The sequence below is a fragment of the Nonomuraea sp. NPDC003707 genome (genome assembly GCF_053587055.1).
In genome coordinates, this window is the sequence record NZ_JBSFNK010000052.1 from 1 (window position 1) to 19,311 (window position 19,311).

Here is a 19,311-nt window from a genome sequence, read left to right on the forward strand (position 1 = left end):
TCACTTTATGTCGCAGACGATTCGCCCTACGTCACGATTTCGCCCGATATCGACTCCATGCAGCAGGCGCAGGGATCAGTTTGTACACGGGCACTCAGCCGGTGAAAGCCGCGCTGTGGATGTCCACGGGGTTGGCGGGGTCGCCGGTGGTCACGCCGTACACGCTCGTGAAGGACGTCGCGCCGAGCGAGACCAGGCCGGTGTAGTCCCCGATCAGGCGTCCCACGCTCGTCGCCGGAACCTTCCGCCCGTCGAAGGGCCCCTCGATGTGCTGCTCGCGCCACGACCCGGGCTGCGTGCAGTCGCTGGTGCAGGTGACAGCCCACACGTCGGTGGGCAGGGTCGCGGGGTCGGAGGTGTTGTTGCGGAAGTCGTAGTAGGTGATGGCCACGGTGCCCGTCCGGGACGCGGCGACGACCGGTACCGCGGCGGAGCCGGTGGGCGTCTTGTCCACGCGGACCGGGCTGGACCAGGTTTTCCCGCTGTCCGTCGACCGCGAGTAGGCCACGTGGAAGGTGCCGTCGGATTCCTGGCTCTGCCAGACGGCGTTCACCGTCTTGGTGCCCGGCTGGGCGGCCAGCAGCGGCAGGGAGGCGTTGCGGATGGGGTCACCCGAGTTGTCCGGGTCCGGGATGCGGGGGCCCACCGCGAGCGGGGCCGGAACGTTCAGCGTCGGCGCCGACCAGGTCTTGCCGCCGTCGGTCGAGCGGATGACCTGGGTCGCGCCCTCGGTGTCCGTCTCGTGGTGCATGCCGATCAGCAGCGTCCCATCCGCGAGCGGCACCAGCTGGGTGCCGATGACGCCGCTGTTGTTGGGCACGTCGTAGACCTTGCTCGTGGTCCAGGTGCGCCCGTCGTCGGTCGACTTCGCCAGGTAGATCGGCTGCACCCAGCCCGCGTCCGTGCTGTCGATGCGGTCCCACACCGCGTAGACCACGCCCGGGTGGTACGGGTCCGCGGTCACCGTCGGGCGATCGTTGAAGAAGCGCGGGTTGTCGTCCCGCTGCAGGGTGACCGGCGCGTCCCACTTCTTGCCGCCGTCGGCGGAGCGGGACACCAGGATGGCGGTCACGTCGCCGGCGCGGGACAGCGAGAACGACGCGGCCACCGCCGCGCCCGACGGCGTGACCGTGACCCAGTTGTCGGTCGTGACGTCGTAGTCTCCGCCGTTGGCGGCCGTGCCGCCGTTGCAGCGGGAGAAGGCCGGCAGGTTCTCGGAGCGCTTCCAGGTCTTGCCGTAGTCGTCCGAGACGGCGGTGACCGCGCCGTTGCTGCCGTACCGGTTCCAGCGGTCCTGCTGGAACACGGTGACGAGGTGCCACGGCCGGTTCGGGTCCCTGGCCAGCATGGGCAGGACTTCGGCGTTGGGGTTCAGGGTGTAGCCGTCGGCCGGGGGAAGTCCGCAGTCTGCCGGCAGCGGGCTGATGCCCGAGACCGGCCGTACGACGGCAGGCCCGGAAGGTGTAGCACCCTCGGCGGCGGCGGGCTGCGCGACGGCGCAGGCGAACAGGAGGGCCACTGCGGGCAATAATGCCCTGGAGCGTCTGATCACGAGCGTTCCTCATCTTTGTTGATGAAGCATCTATGGGGAGCGTCGCCGCCTCGTCCGGGGGGTATGGCGTCCCCGGCGAAAGCGGCAAACGACGCAGGGCAGATTACTGCTTCATGATCAGTTTCGTGAGCGCTGGTCACTGTTCGGCCAAGCAGCCGTGCAGGCGGCTGAAGCCGAAGCCCGGGCGGGGAAGTTCCGGCCGGCTGACTCGCCGCTGGCGTTGTCGAGGAGTGGGGCGGCCAGTCGGTCAGGCGGCCGAGCCGGCGCGGTCGCGGCGTTGGAGGGCGTCGTCGGCGCGGGCGCCGGACAGGATGGCGTCGAGCAACCCGGGATAGCGGGTGTCCAGATCCTCGCGCCGCAGGACGAGCAGGTTCTCCCGTCCTGAGGGTTGCTGCCAGATGACGCCGCTGTCCCGCAGTACCCGCCAGTGATGGGTCATGGTCGACTTCGCGGTGATCCCCAAGGTGTTCAGGACGCTGGTGCAGTTGTGCTCGCCGCCGGCGTCGAGTACGCGTACGACGGCCAGGCGCACACCGTTGCCCAGCGCCGACAGCACGTCTTCGATCCGGATCTGGTCGCGGTCGGGATGACGGAAAGCCATGGTTGCACTGTACCGCGATTGTCGAACAGTCGTCTTTCGGTCTGGCATAGTACTACTGTACGTAAATCGGCGTACGATCGTTTCGTGTGCGGGCTTCCGCATTCCCGCCACCGGTCCCTCCGAAGGGCGTTCCATGTCCACACCATCCACGCTGCCCGCAACCTCCGCGGGCGACGCCAAGCCGCGACTCGGCTGGACCCTGGCGCTACTCGCCCTGGCCCAGCTCATCTACGCGCTCGACCTCAACATCGTGTTCGTCGCGCTTCCCCAGATCGGCACCGACCTGGGCTTCCCCGGCCAGACCCAGCAGCTTGTGGTCAGCGCGTACGTGGTCTTCGCCGGTGGCTTCCTGCTGCTCGGCGGGCGGGCGGCCGACCTGCTCGGCCGCCGCCGCATATTCGTGCTCGCCCTGGCTCTCTACGCCGTCTCCTCGCTGGCGGGCGGGCTTGCCGACGGCCCCGGCATCATCATCATCGCCCGCGCCGTCCAGGGCATCGGCGGCGCGCTGCTGCTGCCCTCCACGCTGGCGCTGCTCAACAGCCTGTTCGCCGAAGGTCCGCAACGTAACCGCGCCCTGGCGGTCTGGGGCGGCGCGGGCGCCAGCGGACTGACCATCGGCGCACTGCTCGGCGGCCTGCTCACCCAGAACTTCGGCTGGCCATCCGTCTTCTTCGTCAACGTCCCCCTGGCCGGGCTGGTCGCGCTGGCCGCCCTGGCCGTCATCCCGCGCGACCCTGCCAGACGGGAGCGGCGCAAGTTCGACATGCCGGGAGCGATGAGCGTCACCGCCGGATCGACCCTGCTGGTCTTCGCCCTGGTCGAAGGGCCCGAACAGGGCTGGAGCAGCCCTCTGGTGATCGCCGCCTTCGTGCTGGCCGCCGTACTACTGGGGATCTTCGCGCTGGTCGAAGCCCGCAGCGCCGACCCGCTCATGCCCTTCCGGCTCTTCCGCAACCGCAGCCTGACCGTCGGCATGCTGGTCACCTTCATCTACATGGCCACCTTCGGCGTCCTGCCGTACTTCCTCACCGTGCTGCTGCAGAGCATCCATGGCTACAGCGCCCTGCAGACAGGGCTGGCCTTCCTCATCCCCTCACTGGCCATCGCCGCCGGCACCCAACTCGGCGAACGCCTGGCCACCCGAATCGGCACCCGCGCCACCCTGCTGATCGGCTTCGCCATCGGCGTGGTCGGCACCGCCGTCCTGGCCCTCGGCTTCGACGCCGAGGCCGGGTACGGACTGCTGGTGCCCGGCCTCATCGTCTCCGGCCTCGGCCAGGGCATCGTCTGGACCGCCATGTGGATCGCCGCCGCCACCGGCACCGCCACCCACGAACAGGGCGTGGCCAACGGCATCGCCTCCACCGCACTCAACATCGGCAACGCCATCGGCCTGGCCGTCTTCACCGTCATCGCCGACATCGGCACCGAGGGCAAGACCGGCCAGGCGCTGCGTGCTGCCACGGCCAATGGCGAGTTCCTCGTTGTCCTGCTCACCGCGGCCGCGATGATCATCGGCCTCCTGATCACGCTCGCCCTGCCACGCCCCAGCCGCGAGGGCGCCAGGACCGCACTGCACGACAGGTCCCACACGGCCGGCTGATCACACGAGCGCGGCGAACGACGCCGACAGTCGCAGCGGCCAAGATCCAGAACACCGTCACCTTCACCGCGTTCTTCTCACGCTCGACCAGGGCGTCCACCCGCCGCCGTCGGCGTGCGAGGCGTGGTCTCTGTCGGCTGCCCACGACGACGAGGTGCTCAGCCGCGCCGCCGAGAAGCTACCGGCAGCGGGCGAAGGCGCCGCGGCGGCAAGCCTCGATGGGAACGGCGGCCTCCGTACAGGGGACAGGCAAGCGGGCAGGCCCTGCCGGTAAGTGGCAGGGCCTGCCCGCCCTGTGGAGCCGGGCTCACGCCCCTGACGGGTCCACTGGCAGGGGCCGACAATCGAGTGATCCCACCTGAACAGGGGCTTCGTCGTTACGGACTGCCATCAGGCTCTGCGACGCGGCCAGGCTGGATCCTCATCCGTGGGATCGTCACATCCGCTCAGCTGTATGGTCCCGCTCGGTCAGGTGGGTGAGCAGGACCTGGCTGATGTCGGCGAGTTGCTGCAGTTGTTGCGGGGTGAGCGGGTCGATCAGGTGCTCGCGGACGCTGGCCACGTGCCGGGGGGCGGCAGCCCGGAGCGCGGCGAGCCCGTCGTCGGTGAGCACGGCCAGCCAGCCGCGCCGGTCGTCGGCGTAGTGCTCCCGGCGCACCCAGCCCTTCTGCTCGAGCTTGTTGACCGCGTGGGAGATGCGGCTGGGTTTGGAGTTGGTCCAGTGCGCCAGCTCGCTCATGCGCATGGTGCGTCGGGGGGCCTCCGACAGCAGGACGAGCAGTTCGTAGTAGGTGGGCGGCATGTCGGCCGCGGCCAGCAGGTCGCGTTCCAGGCGGTCGGTCAGCAGGCGGGTGGCCAGCCCGAAGGTGCGCCAGGCGTGCTGTTCGTCGTCGGTGAGCCATCGCGTCATGGAAGCGATCGTACTTGAAGGTTGCGCACTGAAATAAACCTATGTACTGTCGTGCCGAATCTTCCAGCGCTGAACTAAATGGGAAAGAGAGCACCACCATGCACCCGAACGAGCTCACCGGCGCCTACACCATCGACCCCGCGCACAGCCGATTCGGCTTCGTCGCCCGCCACGCAATGGTGACCAAGGTGCGCGGCAACATCCCCGTCCACGAGGCCACCGCCCACCTGGACGCCGCCAACCCCGCCGCCTCCACCGCCCACGTGGTCCTCGACGTGACCGGCATCCAGACCGGCAACCAGCTCCGCGACGACCACCTGCGCACCGGCGACTTCCTCGACGTCGCCGCCCACCCGCACATCACCTTCGACTCTACGTCCGTCAAGCACAAGGGCGGCGACAGCTTCGAGGTCACCGGCGACCTGACGATCCGCGGCGTGACCCGGCAGATCACCATCCCCCTCGACTGCACCGGCTCCGCCATCGACGCCCAAGGCCTGATCCGGGTCGGCTTCGAGGGCAGCATCGTGATCAACCGCAAGGACTTCGACATCACCTACAACGCCGTACTGGAGACCGGCGGAGTGATGATCTCCGACAAGATCACGCTCGAGCTCGACCTGTCCGCCATCAAGACCGCCTGAAAAGCGCATCATGCGTAAGCTCGCCATCCCCGCCCTGACCGCCGCCCTCGCCCTGGCCCTGACCGCCATCCCCGCCCACGCCACCCGACGGCCGTGGGCGACGGCCTGGGGCAACGCCGCCCAGCCCGCCACCCCCAGCACCCCCTGGTACGGCCCCAACTGGTCCCAGGAAGGCTTCGCCCGCCAAGGCCCCGAAACCCTGCGCCAAATCGTCCGCCTCACCACCGGCGCGACCGCCATGCGCGTCAGGCTCTCCAACGCCTACGGCACCGCTCCGCTGACCATCGACGCAGCCACCGTCGCCCAAGCCGGCCAGGGAGCCGCCACGCATCGTCCGCGCACGATGACCTTCGCCGGACAGCAGCGCGCCGTCATCCCGCCCGGCCAGGAACGCCTCAGCGATCCCGTACCCCTCTCCGCCCGCCCCCTGAACGAGCTCGCCGTGACCCTGCGTTTCACCAACCCCACCGGTCCGGCCACCTTCCACCACTTCGCCCAGGCCACCTCCTACCGCGCCCGCGGCGACCACCTGGCCGACACCACCGGCAGCGCGTTCACCGACACCAGCAACTCCTGGTACTACCTGACCGGCGTGGAAGTCACCGGCCCGCGCTCCACGGGCACCGTGGCCGCCTTCGGCGACTCCCTCACCGACGGCGTCGGCTCCACCGTCGGCGCTGACAACCGCTACCCCGACCAGCTCGCCGAGCGCCTGATCGTCGACGGTCTGCCCTGGGGCGTGGTCAACGCCGGCATCGGGGGCAACCGCATGCTGACGGACTCTCCCGAGTACGGCACCGCCGGCCTGACTCGCTTCCGGCGTGACGTCCTTGAGCGGCCCGGCGTCCGTACCGTCATCATCATGGACGGCATCAACGACCTGGCCGAGTGGAACAAACCTCGCCAGGCGACCGCCCGCCAGATCATCGACGGCCACAAGGAACTGATCCGGGCCGCCCATGCCAGAGGCATCAAGGTCATCGGCGCCACCCTCATGCCCGTCAAGGGCGCCGCCCTGGCCTACAGCCCCGCGGCCGAAGCCGTACGCGACCAGGTCAACCACTGGATCCGCACCAGCGGCGCCTACGACCACGTGGTCGACTTCGACGCCATCGTCCGGCGGCCCGCCGACCCCGACTCCCTGCGCCCGGAGTACGACTTGGGCGACGGCATCCACCTCAACGACGACGGCTACCACGCCATCGCACAAGCCATCGACCCCCACACCTTGTGACGCCCCAGCCCCGGCCGCGGCTAGTGAGCTGGTTTTGAGATTCGGTCGCAGTAGCGGCAGATGCGGTCGAGGATCTGGTCGGCGGTCTTGGTCCACGTGAACGGCTTGGCGTCCTCGTTCCAGACCTTGATCCACACCTGAAGTGACAACCTCGCCTTGAGCGCGTCCAGGGAGCAGAAGTTGCCGCGCTCCAGACAGCGTCGCTCCAGTTCGGCGAACCAGCGTTCGACCTGGTTGATCCAGGAGGAGTAGGTCGGGGTGAAGTGCAGCACGAAGCGCGGGTGGGCCAGCAGCCAAGCATGCACCACCGGCGCCTTGTGGGTGGACAGGTTATCGCAGATGAGATGGACCGCCAGGCCCGGTTCGATCTGGCGGTCGATCTCGTCCAGGAAGTCGCGGAAGTCGACGGCGCGGTGACGGGCCGACAGCTTGCCGATCACTTTGCCGGTGGCGGTGTTGAGCGCGGCGAACAGATCGACGGTGCCGTGCCGGACGTAGTCGAAGCTGCGCCGCTCAGGCACGCCGGGCAGCATGGGCAGCACCGGAGCGCTCCGCTGCAACGCTTGGATCTGCGGTTTCTCGTCGACGGCGAACACCGCGGCATGGGCCGGCGGGGCCAGGTACAGCCCCACCACGTCCCGGATCTTGTCGATCAGCAGCGGATCGGTGGAAATCTTGAAGTCCTCGGTGCGCCAGGGCTGGGCCGTTCTTGAAACGGCTGGACTGAGGTTGACGGGATCCCGTCCGATCATCTGAATCGGACGGGATTTCGCGTTTTCCTGATCTGTTGCAGCGAAGGTTGAGCATTGTCATCGAAGGTTGGTGACCGCCAGGTTTCTCACCGAAGGTTAAGCGCGCAGGTCAGTGCGCTGTGTCGAACGTCGGGACGAGGGAACGCTGCTGCCCCAGGCACATGCGCGACCGTGCCGCCACATCTCGAAGGCGCCGCGCAGCCCTCTCACCTGCAGCGTGCCCCTCACTCAACGTTCGCTGAAAACGCTCAACCTTCGCTGCAACAGATCATTTCCGAGGTCTTCGGATCGTTGAACGGGTCGGTTCCGGCCCGTGTGGCGTTCGAGGCAAGGGGCGCTGGTGGTGTTGAGCCGCTGGAAGCGCGTGGAGGGCTGGCGGCCGGGCCTGCGGGACCGGTCGGTCGGCGTAGTGCTGTCTGATTTTCAACCCAGCGAATCAAGCGCCCGGTGGTGGCCTGCCAGATGCTGCCGGCGGGTCCAGATCTGGATCTTGTGCAGCAGATGCGTAGGTGTCCTCGGGTGGAGGCTCGCGGTGGTCGTGGGCTTGCCGCCAGGCGAGCAGGATGAGCTCGTTGGTGACGGCGACCATGAGCGCGGTGAGCAGGGTCTGAGCGACGCGGCCGTGGGCGAGGCGATTCTTGGGGTCGCCGAGGTCGATGTGGTGGCCCTTGAGGCGGCCGTTGATGCCCTCGGTGTTTATCTTCAGTTGATCATCGCCCTGGCAGTGGAGTACGTCCTTCGCCAGGAGGGGCTGAGGCAAGGCAAATCCGGACGGAACTTGTCGAGGTGGCCGAGGTCGCCCGGAGTGCAGGATGATGGTGTGCTGGGACGAGGATCTACATCTTGCCGGGCGCTGACGATAGAGTCTCCGCAGGCGGTGAAGGGCTCACGTTCGAGTGGTCGATGTGCAGGTCCATGAGGTCCGGGTTGTACCTTGCCAGGAGGTAGTACGGTCGGGCCGCAGCGACCAGGACGTCCCGGGAGCCTATCCCCCGGTCCAGTGCGTGTAGTTCCAGGGCTCCGGGTTCGGCGCCCCATCGTTCGCTGATATGGGTCAGAATGCGGTCCGCCGACAAGGTATGGATGTCGAAGATGGACTGAGTCTGCTGTGCGTGCTCGTTCACCGACTTCGCGGCGTTGACGAGCTTCGCCGCTGTCGAGACGATTGGCCGCCGGCGCAGCGCGTCCAGCGCCAGGCCGTCCGCAGGAGCCCCAGGCGTCAGCTGGAAGCTGCGCACCAGGAAGGTGCCGAGCTGGTCCTTCAGCGGGCGTGAGGTTCGCTCTGACGGGGTCAGCCACAGGTCGAGGAAGCTCAGCTCTTCGAGGTTGTCAGATCGGGGATCCGGGATGACGTTGCGATGCCGTGCGTGCTCCAGCGCTCTGTCGAGGGTCGCCTCCGTGTGCTGGGTCCGGCAGTCGGAGGCACATTCCTGGACCAGATGGTTGAAGACCAGGTCCCGGTAGAAGTCTGGGTAGTCCCGGGCGAAGAGCTGACACATCCGCAGGACGCTCATCTCGGCGGTCCGGCCGTCCTCGGTGTCGACGCTGCGTGCTCCCAGCTGCCAGCGGTGCACGTAGATGGTGGGTGCCATGGTGAAGGTGGGCGAGGGGTGAGTGGTGCCGTTCGCGCGGCTTTCGTGGCGCATGCGTAATCTGTGGACCAGTTGCAGTGCGTCGTCGCGTTTGAGGTTGACGGCCCGGGTCGCGCACAGATGCCGTAGCGCTTCGACCTTTGCGGCTGGTATGGCCGCCTCGCGGGCGAGCTGGATGAGTTCCGGGTAGGAGCGCAGGCGGTACGGCCGCCGGGCCAGCACGGCGACGAGGTGAGCGGCGGTGGGCTCGTCGAGGATCCCTTCCTGTATGCACAGGCTCAGGGTCGCGCGTATGTTGACGAGGGCTTCGGAGAGCGGCCGGTAGCGTTCCTCCGCTGGACCGTGCAGGAGGGCCACCTCGTCGTCGGCCGTCAGCCGGCCTTCCAGGTAGTCGCGGTAGATGCGTCCCACGCCGTGCATGCCGAAGGTGTCGAGTTCGGCTGCGCGTAGAGCGCCCATGCTGGCAGCGCCGAGGACTGTCACGCCGGTCTGGATGAGGGAGAGGACCTCTTTGTGCCGGACGGCGCGGGTCTGGCGGAAGTAGCCGTCGATGATGCCGACGACGTCTCCCTGCTGGGGCGCGAGTTTCAGCAGGTCTCCTGCCGCTACCGGTGGGAGGACGGTGATGTCGTCCGCCGCGAGCAGGTCGGCGGCCTCCGGCAGGCTGGGGCCGACGAAGAGGTACCGGGTCATCACATGAACGCCGGTTCGCAGAGAAGCCCGGGGCAGACCACTCGTACGACGGGGATGCCGAGGTCGGGCCTGGTATGGTCCGCGACCAGCGGAGATCGCCCGGTCAGGGCGAGGACGCGGGTGACCGTGGTGCGCAGGTCGTCCGCGAGGGTTTCGTTGCGGACGGAGGCGATCTCGTCGTAGCTGAGCCGGTCGGCTTTCCAGAGCGGTGCGGGACGCGCGGACCCGCTCGAGACGGCGCGCCGGTAGGCCCCCGTGGTGAGGTCGTCCCGGGCTCCGGCGATCTGGGTGGCGCGCGACTGCGCGGCTTCGGTCAGGGCGCGGCACAAGGCGACGTCACGGTCAAGGTGGGCACCCGCGCCGGCGAAGAGCACCGGGAACTCTTCGCTCCAGATGGTGGCCAGGAAGCAGGCGAGCCCGGTGGGCGACGGGAGTACTTCGACCCGGACCTCGACCGCGGCCGCGTCCATGAGGCCCAGCAGCTCCTGGGCTGGACCGTCCACGGTGGCCAGGTCCAGGGCCGGTGATGGGTTCCTCTTGGCGCGGGTCAGACAGTCGCGTTCGATGACCTCGTAGATGCCGTGGAGTGCTGCTTCGGCGAAGGTGTTACCGCTGGCGAGTCCATTGCTGTTCTGGGCGAACAGGGGTGGTGCCCAGGTGTCGCGCACACGGCCGTCAAGGCGCAGCAGGTCGGTCGGCAGGAAGGTGTCCGTTCCGTCGTCCAGGCGGCTTGCCCTGGTCCATTCAAGCTCCAGGCCCGGCCGGAGGTGGTGGCGGGGTTCCAGGGGCAGTTCGTGGACGCGGTAGCCGCACGCGCGTTCCATGTCGGCAACGGTCGCGGTCGTCTCGCCGGGATCTATGCGCTCGGCGTGCCAAGATTCGATCGATTCCATGGCAGCCGAGACCTGGGCGAGGTCGTGAGTGAGGCCTTTGCCCTGGCTCACCGACACCGTCCGGGAATTCGGGCGGACGGCCTGGTGGACCGGTATGCCGATCTCGTCGAGCCAAGTGACGTCGGCGAGCCGGGTGATACCGACGATCGGGAAGAGTGGCTGGATCCGGCGCAGCGTGTCTGTGGGGGTCAGGACGCGGTGGGTGCCGGACACGCAGGCTTTGCGGATCTCGTCGAGGGCGGGAACGGGGTGTGCGGGCACTCCGTCCCCGTCCGACAGGTTGTCCGCCATGCCGCTGTCGGTGTGGTCAACAGTGGTGAGACGGCTCAATCTGAACCGTCACGCACCGTGGACGTCGGCGGGCTCGAGGTCGTCGTTGTCCTTCAGCTTGACGCTCCAGACGGTGTCCTTGCTCGTCATCTGGAGCAAGTTGGTCAGCTCGCCACGGAGTTGGGTTGCGGTGGGCAAGTTGAGATTCATCCGCCAACCTTTCTGTCGTCGGCCGGTAGCGCACCGGCGATCATACGCTGAGCGTAGCCAAGTCTGATCTTCCTGAGAAGATCTTTCCCGTCGGAATCCGGGCGCGGGCTTCGACGTTCACTGCGCCGGCGTCGCGGCGACGAGGACCACCTGCCTGTCCTGACCGTGTTCGAAGAGGCGCACCTGGAGCCCACAGCGGGTGAGCTGGTCGGCCACTGCCGCGCTGTCGTGGTAGAGGTAGCGCCAGACGAGCACTGTGTCGCCCGGCTCGAACGACACCCTCCTCTGGTCATCTCCGACGTCGAAGGTCACGGTGACCGGCTCGATGAACCGTGCCCGGACGAAGACTTCGCTGCGAACGCGGTCGAACCCTGTTTCCGTGACGTACCAGGAGCGGTCGATGGCGAGCAGGTCCAGTCCCACCAGCTGCTGGGGCTTGTACGGGCCGCCGACGCTGACCTGATCCATGAACGGGGGCCTGTCGACGCCGGTGTCGATGCGCAGCGTCAGCAACAGCACGTCGTGGTCGCTCATGGCGTGACATACGTGGCGCAGGACCTGGGCCGGCTCGGCGAAGTTGTACGGCGTCCCGCCGGCCAGGACGACGAAGCGGACCGGATCGGCACCATCGTGGCCGAGCATGGGCTTGGCGGTGAGGACGCGGGCGAGATCGGGGCCGGTGAAGTCGCCGCGGCACAGCTCGAAGCGCTCCACATGAGCGGGGAAGCCAGCTCGGAGGTTCTCCCTGGCCAGCTCAAGGATCTCTGCGCTGATGTCGATCGCGCGATAGCCGGTCAGGCGGGACCTGTCCAGCAGGTGGCGGATCAGCCCGCGCACGGGACGCGTCGTTCCCGGCCCCAGATCGACGATCTGCACCGGCGATGATGACGGCGCAAGGGCGAGGAGCTGCTCGGCGTGGCAAGTCAGGAGCGTGTCGAAGTCGCTCAGCATCGGTGCGAGTTCGGGGTTGGACGGCACTTCGCTTTCGCGCCACATCTCGCTCCCGTCGCCGAGGTAGGTCAGTTCGTACGGAAACTCGGCACGGTCGTTGAGCGAATCGACAATGGCACCCACCTGTGTCGCCGAGTAGGCGCGATAGAAGTTCTCGTGCGGCGACACCGCATGCTGCTGTACACCCATCACGTCGGACAGTACATCGCCGGCCACATACGTCCGTCTACTCCTCCACAGCCCCGGCTCCAGACGGGTCACCGCCGTTAACGCTGACGGTGACGGATCCTGCGGATCAGGAACGCCGAATCAGCTGTTCTTTATCCGCCGAATCGTCGTGCTGAGCGGAGGTTTGATCATTTCGCGGTGCAGGCCATGGCACCAGCGTCGAGCTCGCTGTCCAGCGCCGTACTACTGGTGAACAGCCCCGTTCACTCGGCCAGATATGCGGTTCCCGGTGAATCGCGGAAGGGCGGCCGATGAAAAGCCTGCGAAGGATTACTCCACTCGTACGGCGCATGCGGTCTGGCGGCGGTGTGTGCGGCAGACGGTAAGTGCGTGATCACGTTCAGCTTCCTGGTGCGAGAGGCGTACCGCGCAAGGGCCGACGCGAGTCGAAGGGCGCGCTGACGCCAGGGAGCACTGGCTAATATGCGCGCATGCCATTGGACGACGCGCTGACGGCCCGCATGGCTGACTCCGGCTTCTGGGCGGCATACCTCTTCGAAGACGACGCTGCCGAGCCCGAGTTCGACGAAGAAGATGCGGAATCGTTCAGCGCGGAGTTCCAGGTGGCGGAGGGGCTGGGGCTCGTCCTTGAGTTGGACGTTGCCACCGGGTACTTCGACCTCGCCCTTACGGCCCCCGAGTTGCCCGAGCCCGTCACCGTCGGCTGGGACGACCAGGCTCACTTTCATCCCCATACGATGCGCTGGAGCGAACTGGACCTGCTCGCTCGGGCCGTGGCGCTGCGCGATCCCCAACTGCGCCATCCCGGACCGATGCTTGCGCTGTTGGCCCGCTTCGTTGTCCTTGACGAGCAGGACGACCCGGACGCCATAACCCCGCTGATGGACGCGGCCTTGCGGATGGTGCGCCCGGGTCCGCTGAGCGGTCTGCGGCCTGAGACCCGCGACTGGTTCGAACTGCGCGACCTGCGCGGCTGCGGACTACGGTGGACGGCTACGGACCATGGCTGCCTGGCTGTCGAGCAGCCTGACCTCGATTCGACCACACATGATCTCTACTCCCTGCGCGCTCCCGGGTCCGCGGATTTCCCCTTCGCGGCCTGGGCCGCTCTTCTCGACCAGGCGGAGCAGGCTCTCGTCCGTGCCACGGGCGCCGCATCTCTGCAGACCCCTGCAATGCGTGACGCCCTCAGCCGCTGCGATACCGACGAAGGGCATGCTCACCTCGAACCACTGGCCGCGGCGTTGCAGACCGCGGACTGGGTCCATCCTGTTCTCGTGCGGGCCCTGACTGAACCAGTGAGCAGGGAGGAGTCCTGCTGGGCCGTGGAGACGCTGGCCGGGCTGCCGCGAGGCTCTTTGGTCCGGCGATGGTACGGGCCAAGCCCCATGGCCGGCGCCCAGTCATGGGAACTGTGTCTGACAATCGCCACCGAACGGCGTCCGGCGGAGCGTGCCCGTCTCCTGATCTCCGAGCTGCACGATGCCTTGAAACAGGAGGGGCTCGGTCGCGCCGAGATCACTGGCAGCGAGATGGCTCGCCGGGGGGCATCGGGAAGCCTGATGGATGTCTCGGCCTCGGCCGACGTACTCATCCGCGACGACCTGCCACGCGGCTTGTCGCTGATCTCGCAGATCCTGCGCCGCCACGACGCCGCAGACACGGCTGAACTCCGTTACGCATCCCCGCCGCGTGCTTCGGTTCCCATTCCCTGACGCCTCAGCCGCCCCTTCTGGCCCAATACGCGGGAAACGATCAACACCCGCGTGGGAACGATCTCCAACGGCGCCAATGGTCCACAGGTCAGATGTACTCGTGAACAGCCCGGCGGGTGGAGGATGTCAAGCACGCGCTGACCGAAAGGTCTCCAGCAGCTGTGGCACCTCCGACAGTGCCAGGTTGAGCAGGCCGAAGAGGCCGGAAGCCCCGGGATACCGTTCGGCGTGAGCCAGCCGCCAGGCGATCTCGCACCCTATGCGAGCGGTCCCCTGGTCACCAACATTGATGACCCAGTCGACGAACTCGGGCCCGACGCTCTGGAGGCGGGCATCCAGATGCCCGCCGAGGCTGATCATCATGGCCAGCGCCGGGCGGTTCTGCATCCCCCAGTTGTAGAACTCGGCGAACTCGGTTACGCGCTACCACAATTCCTTTCTTGCGTATGCGGTTCCCGCCCCACATGGAAGATCACCAGGCTGCAAACCCTTCTGACTCGTTGTCAGCTGGCCGGGGGAGATCTATATCCGCGGCGGTGAACACGGTCCAGGTGTTCTCGCCCAACTGGTTGACCTTGCCGGGGCGCCGTCTATGATCCGACAACCGGCCGCTTCCGCGATGGTGTCCCCCTGGCCGAGGCCCCAAGGATCCGCATGGTCACCAACGAGACTGACGATCTGCCGAACCTGGCCGTTCCCGCCCGGAGCGCCCTCATCGCAGCCGGCTACAACCGGCTCGAAAAGCTCGCCCACGTCCCCGAATCCAGCGTGGCACGCCTGCACGGCGTAGGGCCGGCAGCAATCCGAACGCTGCGCGCCGCCCTGAACGCGCGAGGGCTCGCGTTCGCTCCCGACGCGTCAGACCTCGACATTGACCTCGCCTTCGCACTCGACATCGAGATCTCCACCCGGATCACCCCCTACATGCTCGATGAAGCCCCCTACGAGGAGATGCAGGTTACCGCCCGCCTCAACCTCGAGGCGGTGGAGATGGACCCCGAGGTGCTGACATCAGCTGGCCTCCCGCTCGAACTAGGCCACGGCCAGCGCACCTTGGTCCGGCTCCACTGCGGCGAGAACCTGGTGCTGGCCCTCGATGACAGGGACCAAGACAGCCTCGACCTTGCCAGCCACCTGTTCCAAGGGGACCAACTGCAACCCCGTCTGGAAGAGATGTGCCAAGGGTTCGCCGGCTCCGTCCTGCTCATGGATCACTTCGCCCTTGACCCGAACTGGCGAGGGCTTGGGCTCGGCCCGCTCATCTCCCTGGCCACGATGCGGACCCTCGCATTGGGGCGTGACATCAGCTGCGCAGCCCTGCATGCGGCACCGCCTCTTCCCGCAGACCACGACCTGTCCAGCCAGGAGCGCGGGCAGATTGCTCGCAAGATCAGGAATGCGTGGAAGCGATGCGGCTTCCAGGTGCTGGACAAAACGGACGAAGGTTGGATTATGGTCGCGCCTGGTGTCGCCGAGTTCGTCTGGCCGAGCGAGCTGTGGCCGGCTCTCCTGAACGAGGTGAATAGCGCCGTCAACGACTACGTTGCCAAGCGCATCTCAATGCGTTCGTCATGATGGCAGCTGTGACAGGGCCCACGCGATCGGGGCGTCACCTGTGCTCTGCCGCCCTGAGGCATGATCGATGGTGAGCAACCGGACCGAGGTGAGGAGCGTCCAGCAGGGTTGTCAGTCGAAGACCAGCGCGCGGAAGACGTTACGGATGGCCATCAGCGGGCGGTCGCGGCTGAAGTAGAGCTTGTTGGTGAGCAGGACTGCCCATCGGGTCTGTTTCGGCGATAGCCACATGGCCGTGCCAGTGAAGCCATAGTGGACATGCACGTCGTCGTGAGGGTGGGTGCCGGGCGCAGGGAGCCACAGAAGGCCACGCGCCGGTGTGAGGTCGCCAGTGTGGATGCGCAGCGACTCTGCGACCCAGGCGATCCCGAACCCGACGCGGCCGGGATCAGGGCCCGGAGGCAGGAGGTTCCGGAGGAACGCGGCCAGGTCCTCCAGCACGGAGAAGACGCCGGCGATGCCGCACACGCCGCCCAGCAAGCGAGCGGAGTAGTCATGGGCGACGCCTTGGAGGTGGACGCCGCTGTCAGGGTCGAATTCGGTCGGCGCGCACTGGGCCCGCTCCTGGACCGGTAGCGGGCCGAACCTCGTGCCGGCCATGGCGAGGGGCTGCCAAATCCGCTTGGCAGCGAGCTGATCCAGTGAGGTGCCGGCGAGGTGCTCGGCGAGAAACCCCAGGATCAGGGCGGCGCGGTCCGTGTATTCGACGGCCTCGCCGGGCGGGCGATGCAGGTCCTCGCGGAGGACACCTTCGCGGATGACCTGATGGTCGGTGCCGTAGAGGGCCCGCAGGTTGGCCCGCGATGGGACGCCGGCGGTGTGGGTGAGGAGCTGGCGTGCGGTGACCTGGCCGAGCGGGTAACCCGCGACCTCAGGCCAGAACGTGGCCAGAGGGTCGTCCAGCGGGAGTTGCTGGTCGTGCCACAGGGTGCCGATGACTGCCCACACGGCGAGAATCTTGGTGAGGCTGGCGACGTCGAAGACCGTGTCGAGCCGCATCGCCGCCTGGCCGGGGGCCGTCATCCCGCAGACGCCACTGTCGAGTACGGTGTCGGCGTCGCCGATCGCCCAGACCGCACCGGGGAACACCCGCTCGCGCACCCCGTTCTCCAGCAGGCGGGCGATCGAGTCGTGGGCGTCTGCCATGGTTCCTTCCCCTGGTCTGAGCGAGTGCGTCGTGGCCAGCGTAGTAAGCACGCCCGGGGGCCCGCGGGCGTACCGTGATCGTGTCAGGCGATCTCGTGGTTGAGCTTGCTCAGCGCGACCGCGGTGGCCGACAGAGGGAAGTGCGCGACGTTGCGGAGGCCAGCCTCGCGCAGGGTCGTTCAGGATGCCCGGGTGGGCCCGTAACTCCTCCGAGACCCTGGTCAAGGCCGAAGGGTCGCCCACGTCGGCCCGGAGCGCGGAGTCGCCCAGGACTTCCTCAAGGCCGGTACGGGCGGGCCTGCTACGGCCGGGCGGCGGCGGCCACCGGCGCGGCGTCGAGGCGCTTGGCACGGTCAGCGTGCCCGCTGGCCCCCGGTGATGATGCTCACTTTGTGCTGCCGGTCGCCTTCGTGGCGTACGTGCCCCCGAGCGTCGTGCTGGGCAAGCTCGACGCCCCTTGGGCGCCGACCGCCCCGCTGCTGGGAGTGATCCTGATCCCGCTGGCGTACCTCAGCGGGCGGCGTCAGCTCGACCGCTACCGGAGCGTCGGTCATTGAGGCCCGCCCGAAGATCCACACACAGGGGTGACCGCTTTCGAGCAAGGGCGGAGTTCGTGGGTGGGCGGGCGGGCATCGGTAGCCTGCGGCAGCCGACCTGGCACCTCACCCGGGATCAAAGGAGTAGCCACTTGCAGCCTGAGAGCCCTGCAAGGTCTGGATGTTGCTCCTGCAGCAGGTCGCGGACCAGGTCTGCGGTGATCTCGATCTCGGTATCGGTCATGCGACGTCACAGTACTGAGGCGGCAGGCGGAGCGGCTCTCGCTCTCCGGAGCATCTCGCTGTGATCCTCTGGCATCACCGATTCGGTTTCAGAGAGCTGCAGATCAGAGGCTTTGGGACGGAACGGCCCCAAAGTTCGGAGAAGCTCGTCCAGCTCGACGCCCGGCAGGAACGCAGGTCATCGCCCGTGTTCCTCGGAGTCCCGCCGTTCAACTAGATCGGAGCCCGAGCCAGCGGGCAGCCAGGAACCGACACCGAAATCACTCTGTCGCGGAAGGACTGACGGCTACGTCAACCGCTCGATCGGAAGGTTCTCAGAACTGTGTGCTTCGGAGACACGGAACACGCTCGCGCAACGAGGACACTCGGCCTGCCCGAAGAGGAAGGTCAGCCCCTCTGCCAGCTTGGTCTGCCCGTCGCGAACCGCAAGGTCATGCATCCAAAGACCCGGGCCCGCCAGATCGGCGGCCCGCGCAGGCCTCAGCGCACGGCGGTCAACATCGCCGAGCTCCCAGTCCCTTACCGCGGAATAGCGCCCGAAGTCTCCGATGGCGACCGTCACCTCCAAGGAGCAGGCGGGGCAGGAGACCCAGTAGAAGTCATCAGTGAAGTCGCCCAGAACCTTGCTCCAGCGAACATGACCGCGAGCTGCGAGGAGGTTCCGGAAAGTCGTCTGGTAGTTCGAAGGCCGAGTCCGCAGATGGCGGTCGAGAAGGCCATCCAGCTCCGCAATTGAGCCCTCGTGATCGCGGAGCAGCGAGACGTCGGTCTGATGCTCCATGGCGCAGCACACGATGTCGCCAGCGAGATCCAAGGCCTTCAGATCAGTCCGAGCCAGGGCAACGAGAGCCGGCAGCGCAGCGACGCTTGCTGGCGCAACGGTCTCACCCTGATGGCAGAGGCGATCGCCGAGTTCCTGCCAGGCGACATCGTCGGACCCCTGCTCGACTCGAGCCAGGAGCACGGGTATCTGATTGGCCGTCCCGAAGACGTCCTCCAACTGCGTCCAGTCCACCACGCGGATATTCAACATCATGAGTGGCTGTCCGCCTTGCCCGAGAGCAGAACCAGCACCCGGCACTTCTAGTTCAGAGAAGGGATGTGAGACATGTACGCGCTCGACGTACGTGCCTTACAGGTATCCAATGGATTGTGAGGCGTGTGCGGGACGTGAGTCATGCGTCGCGGAATCGGGCGGCGTCCCACGTGACGGGGTCGAGGGTCTGGCGACAGCAGGGGCACTCCTCCGGAACGGTGTTCGAGTCCACGAAGTAGGGGCCCAACCGCAGGCGTTCGCTTCGTTCACTTGGCGGGTGTCGCACGGTCTCCCGGCATGCCCGTTCCTCTTCTTCGTCGCGCGCTCGCTGCTGCGCCCACCGGGCGACGTCGGCGGGGCCGAGGTCGGAGCCGCTGTAGGCGTTGACCGCCAGGAGGACGTCGGCGGGCGGCTCTTGGCGCAGCGCGCCCAGTTCGACCGCCGTGACAAGTTCGTCCGGCTCAGGTCGTTGGTAGCCGGGCTGGTCGGCGTGCGGCAGGATGACGTGCCAGGAGGACTTCCTACTCCGGCTGGTGAGGTACGCGCGCCACAGCCAGTCCTCTGCCTCCGTGGCCGTCAGGCGGGCGATCAGCAGCGGGCGGTTCACCCGGTAGTCGGCATCCCACGGGCTCGCTGCCGGAACGGTCGCCCAGGTGGTAGCTCGCTCCAGCAGAGCAGACGTGCGGCAGGCCCGGCGGACGGTCTCCAGCTGCGCGGCGCTCGGCGTCTCGGTACGGTGAATCCGACGCGCAAGCCCGATCGCCGACATGTACAACGGCCACGGCTCGACTGTCCGCGCAGACGCCAGCAACTCGTAGACGGCACGCTGGATCTTCCCCGTTCCACGGCTCACCAGCACACCGTAAGTGTTGAGCCGTTTCGACGCACGCCACTTCAACACTTACCGCTCTCGGCCCACTTGCCTGACGTGCCTCAACGCTGACCGGGCCGCTGACCTGCATGATC

General features: G+C 67.4%; 19 protein-coding genes. 6 read left to right on the top strand and 13 right to left on the bottom strand.

Going from position 1 to position 19,311, the window contains the following annotated elements; translation table 11 throughout:
• Positions 1-94: 94 nt before the first annotated feature.
• Entirely contained in the window at positions 95-1,552 is a 1,458-nt protein-coding gene (locus ACWDRB_RS60705) for a sialidase family protein (RefSeq protein WP_449910810.1), read from the bottom strand.
• A 247-nt stretch (positions 1,553-1,799) separates the two neighbouring features.
• A complete protein-coding gene (locus ACWDRB_RS60710) occupies positions 1,800-2,153 on the bottom strand; it encodes an ArsR/SmtB family transcription factor (protein WP_449910812.1) in 354 nt (117 codons plus the stop codon).
• A 133-nt stretch (positions 2,154-2,286) separates the two neighbouring features.
• Here ACWDRB_RS60710 and ACWDRB_RS60715 point away from each other — a divergent pair, with 133 nt between their 5' ends.
• The gene (locus tag ACWDRB_RS60715) at positions 2,287-3,756 is read left to right on the top strand and encodes an MFS transporter (protein WP_449910813.1); all 1,470 of its coding nucleotides are present in this window, start codon (positions 2,287-2,289) and stop codon (positions 3,754-3,756) included.
• 436 nt (positions 3,757-4,192) lie between these two features.
• Here ACWDRB_RS60715 and ACWDRB_RS60720 read toward each other — a convergent pair whose 3' ends face one another.
• Positions 4,193-4,666: a MarR family winged helix-turn-helix transcriptional regulator gene (locus ACWDRB_RS60720; RefSeq protein WP_449910815.1), complete on the bottom strand. Its 474-nt coding sequence runs from the start codon at positions 4,664-4,666 to the stop codon at positions 4,193-4,195.
• Between the two features lie 98 nt (positions 4,667-4,764).
• Here ACWDRB_RS60720 and ACWDRB_RS60725 point away from each other — a divergent pair, with 98 nt between their 5' ends.
• On the top strand, positions 4,765-5,310 hold the full coding sequence (locus tag ACWDRB_RS60725; RefSeq protein WP_449910817.1) for a YceI family protein: 546 nt from the start codon (positions 4,765-4,767) through the stop codon (positions 5,308-5,310).
• A gap of 10 nt (positions 5,311-5,320) precedes the next feature.
• Positions 5,321-6,544 (top strand): SGNH/GDSL hydrolase family protein, encoded by a 1,224-nt coding sequence (locus tag ACWDRB_RS60730; RefSeq protein ID WP_449910819.1) that lies wholly within the window; start codon positions 5,321-5,323, stop codon positions 6,542-6,544.
• Positions 6,545-6,564: 20 nt separating this feature from the next.
• On the opposite strand, the gene ACWDRB_RS60735 is transcribed toward ACWDRB_RS60730, so the two are convergent.
• From ACWDRB_RS60735 to ACWDRB_RS60760, 6 genes are all read right to left on the bottom strand, one after another.
• Positions 6,565-7,296 (bottom strand): IS630 family transposase, encoded by a 732-nt coding sequence (locus ACWDRB_RS60735; protein ID WP_449910821.1) that lies wholly within the window; start codon positions 7,294-7,296, stop codon positions 6,565-6,567.
• Between the two features lie 436 nt (positions 7,297-7,732).
• The gene (locus ACWDRB_RS60740) at positions 7,733-8,056 is read right to left on the bottom strand and encodes a hypothetical protein (RefSeq protein WP_449910823.1); all 324 of its coding nucleotides are present in this window, start codon (positions 8,054-8,056) and stop codon (positions 7,733-7,735) included.
• 76 nt (positions 8,057-8,132) lie between these two features.
• The gene (locus ACWDRB_RS60745; protein ID WP_449910825.1) at positions 8,133-9,581 is read right to left on the bottom strand and encodes a TfuA-like protein; all 1,449 of its coding nucleotides are present in this window, start codon (positions 9,579-9,581) and stop codon (positions 8,133-8,135) included.
• Positions 9,581-10,804 carry a YcaO-like family protein gene (locus ACWDRB_RS60750; protein ID WP_449910826.1) on the bottom strand — a complete coding sequence of 408 codons (1,224 nt, stop codon included), beginning with the start codon at positions 10,802-10,804 and terminating at the stop codon, positions 9,581-9,583. The genes ACWDRB_RS60745 and ACWDRB_RS60750 overlap by 1 nt, the downstream gene beginning before the upstream one ends.
• A 9-nt stretch (positions 10,805-10,813) precedes the next feature.
• A complete protein-coding gene (locus ACWDRB_RS60755) occupies positions 10,814-10,954 on the bottom strand; it encodes a hypothetical protein (protein ID WP_355199200.1) in 141 nt (46 codons plus the stop codon).
• A 117-nt stretch (positions 10,955-11,071) separates the two neighbouring features.
• Complete coding sequence (locus ACWDRB_RS60760; protein WP_363966474.1) at positions 11,072-12,121, bottom strand: L-histidine N(alpha)-methyltransferase; 1,050 nt, start codon at positions 12,119-12,121, stop codon at positions 11,072-11,074.
• 443 nt (positions 12,122-12,564) lie between these two features.
• Here ACWDRB_RS60760 and ACWDRB_RS60765 point away from each other — a divergent pair, with 443 nt between their 5' ends.
• Positions 12,565-13,809, top strand: coding sequence for a hypothetical protein (locus tag ACWDRB_RS60765; protein ID WP_449910828.1), 1,245 nt, complete (start codon positions 12,565-12,567; stop codon positions 13,807-13,809).
• 126 nt (positions 13,810-13,935) lie between these two features.
• Here the strand turns inward: ACWDRB_RS60765 and ACWDRB_RS60770 are convergent, their stop codons facing one another.
• Positions 13,936-14,196 (bottom strand): hypothetical protein, encoded by a 261-nt coding sequence (locus ACWDRB_RS60770; protein WP_449910830.1) that lies wholly within the window; start codon positions 14,194-14,196, stop codon positions 13,936-13,938.
• A gap of 267 nt (positions 14,197-14,463) precedes the next feature.
• Between ACWDRB_RS60770 and ACWDRB_RS60775 the strand changes: the two genes are divergently transcribed.
• Positions 14,464-15,384, top strand: coding sequence for a hypothetical protein (locus tag ACWDRB_RS60775; protein WP_449910832.1), 921 nt, complete (start codon positions 14,464-14,466; stop codon positions 15,382-15,384).
• Between the two features lie 111 nt (positions 15,385-15,495).
• Here the strand turns inward: ACWDRB_RS60775 and ACWDRB_RS60780 are convergent, their stop codons facing one another.
• Positions 15,496-16,530, bottom strand: a complete 1,035-nt coding sequence (locus ACWDRB_RS60780; protein ID WP_449910833.1) for a serine hydrolase domain-containing protein — start codon at positions 16,528-16,530, stop codon at positions 15,496-15,498.
• Positions 16,531-16,922: 392 nt separating this feature from the next.
• On the opposite strand from ACWDRB_RS60780, the gene ACWDRB_RS60785 reads away from it, so the two are divergent.
• Positions 16,923-17,087 (top strand): ABC-2 family transporter protein, encoded by a 165-nt coding sequence (locus ACWDRB_RS60785; protein WP_449910835.1) that lies wholly within the window; start codon positions 16,923-16,925, stop codon positions 17,085-17,087.
• Positions 17,088-17,595: 508 nt separating this feature from the next.
• Here the strand turns inward: ACWDRB_RS60785 and ACWDRB_RS60790 are convergent.
• Both ACWDRB_RS60790 and ACWDRB_RS60795 read right to left on the bottom strand, forming a co-directional pair.
• Complete coding sequence (locus ACWDRB_RS60790; RefSeq protein WP_449910837.1) at positions 17,596-18,345, bottom strand: hypothetical protein; 750 nt, start codon at positions 18,343-18,345, stop codon at positions 17,596-17,598.
• A 139-nt stretch (positions 18,346-18,484) separates the two neighbouring features.
• Positions 18,485-19,198, bottom strand: coding sequence for a hypothetical protein (locus ACWDRB_RS60795; RefSeq protein ID WP_449910839.1), 714 nt, complete (start codon positions 19,196-19,198; stop codon positions 18,485-18,487).
• Positions 19,199-19,311 lie beyond the last annotated feature (113 nt).

What these genes read in the sequence shown, in the direction of transcription:
- ACWDRB_RS60765 (WP_449910828.1), top strand. Translation starts at nt 12,565, where the DNA reads ATGCCATTGGACGACGCGCTGACGGCCCGCATGGCTGACTCCGGCTTC.
- ACWDRB_RS60720 (WP_449910815.1), bottom strand. Translation starts at nt 4,666, where the DNA reads ATGACGCGATGGCTCACCGACGACGAACAGCACGCCTGGCGCACCTTC.
- ACWDRB_RS60715 (WP_449910813.1), top strand. Translation starts at nt 2,287, where the DNA reads ATGTCCACACCATCCACGCTGCCCGCAACCTCCGCGGGCGACGCCAAG.
- ACWDRB_RS60775 (WP_449910832.1), top strand. Translation starts at nt 14,464, where the DNA reads ATGGTCACCAACGAGACTGACGATCTGCCGAACCTGGCCGTTCCCGCC.
- ACWDRB_RS60710 (WP_449910812.1), bottom strand. Translation starts at nt 2,153, where the DNA reads ATGGCTTTCCGTCATCCCGACCGCGACCAGATCCGGATCGAAGACGTG.
- ACWDRB_RS60755 (WP_355199200.1), bottom strand. Translation starts at nt 10,954, where the DNA reads ATGAATCTCAACTTGCCCACCGCAACCCAACTCCGTGGCGAGCTGACC.
- ACWDRB_RS60745 (WP_449910825.1), bottom strand. Translation starts at nt 9,581, where the DNA reads ATGACCCGGTACCTCTTCGTCGGCCCCAGCCTGCCGGAGGCCGCCGAC.
- ACWDRB_RS60770 (WP_449910830.1), bottom strand. Translation starts at nt 14,196, where the DNA reads ATGCAGAACCGCCCGGCGCTGGCCATGATGATCAGCCTCGGCGGGCAT.
- ACWDRB_RS60790 (WP_449910837.1), bottom strand. Translation starts at nt 18,345, where the DNA reads ATGATGTTGAATATCCGCGTGGTGGACTGGACGCAGTTGGAGGACGTC.
- ACWDRB_RS60780 (WP_449910833.1), bottom strand. Translation starts at nt 16,530, where the DNA reads ATGGCAGACGCCCACGACTCGATCGCCCGCCTGCTGGAGAACGGGGTG.
- ACWDRB_RS60725 (WP_449910817.1), top strand. Translation starts at nt 4,765, where the DNA reads ATGCACCCGAACGAGCTCACCGGCGCCTACACCATCGACCCCGCGCAC.
- ACWDRB_RS60735 (WP_449910821.1), bottom strand. Translation starts at nt 7,296, where the DNA reads ATGATCGGACGGGATCCCGTCAACCTCAGTCCAGCCGTTTCAAGAACG.
- ACWDRB_RS60730 (WP_449910819.1), top strand. Translation starts at nt 5,321, where the DNA reads ATGCGTAAGCTCGCCATCCCCGCCCTGACCGCCGCCCTCGCCCTGGCC.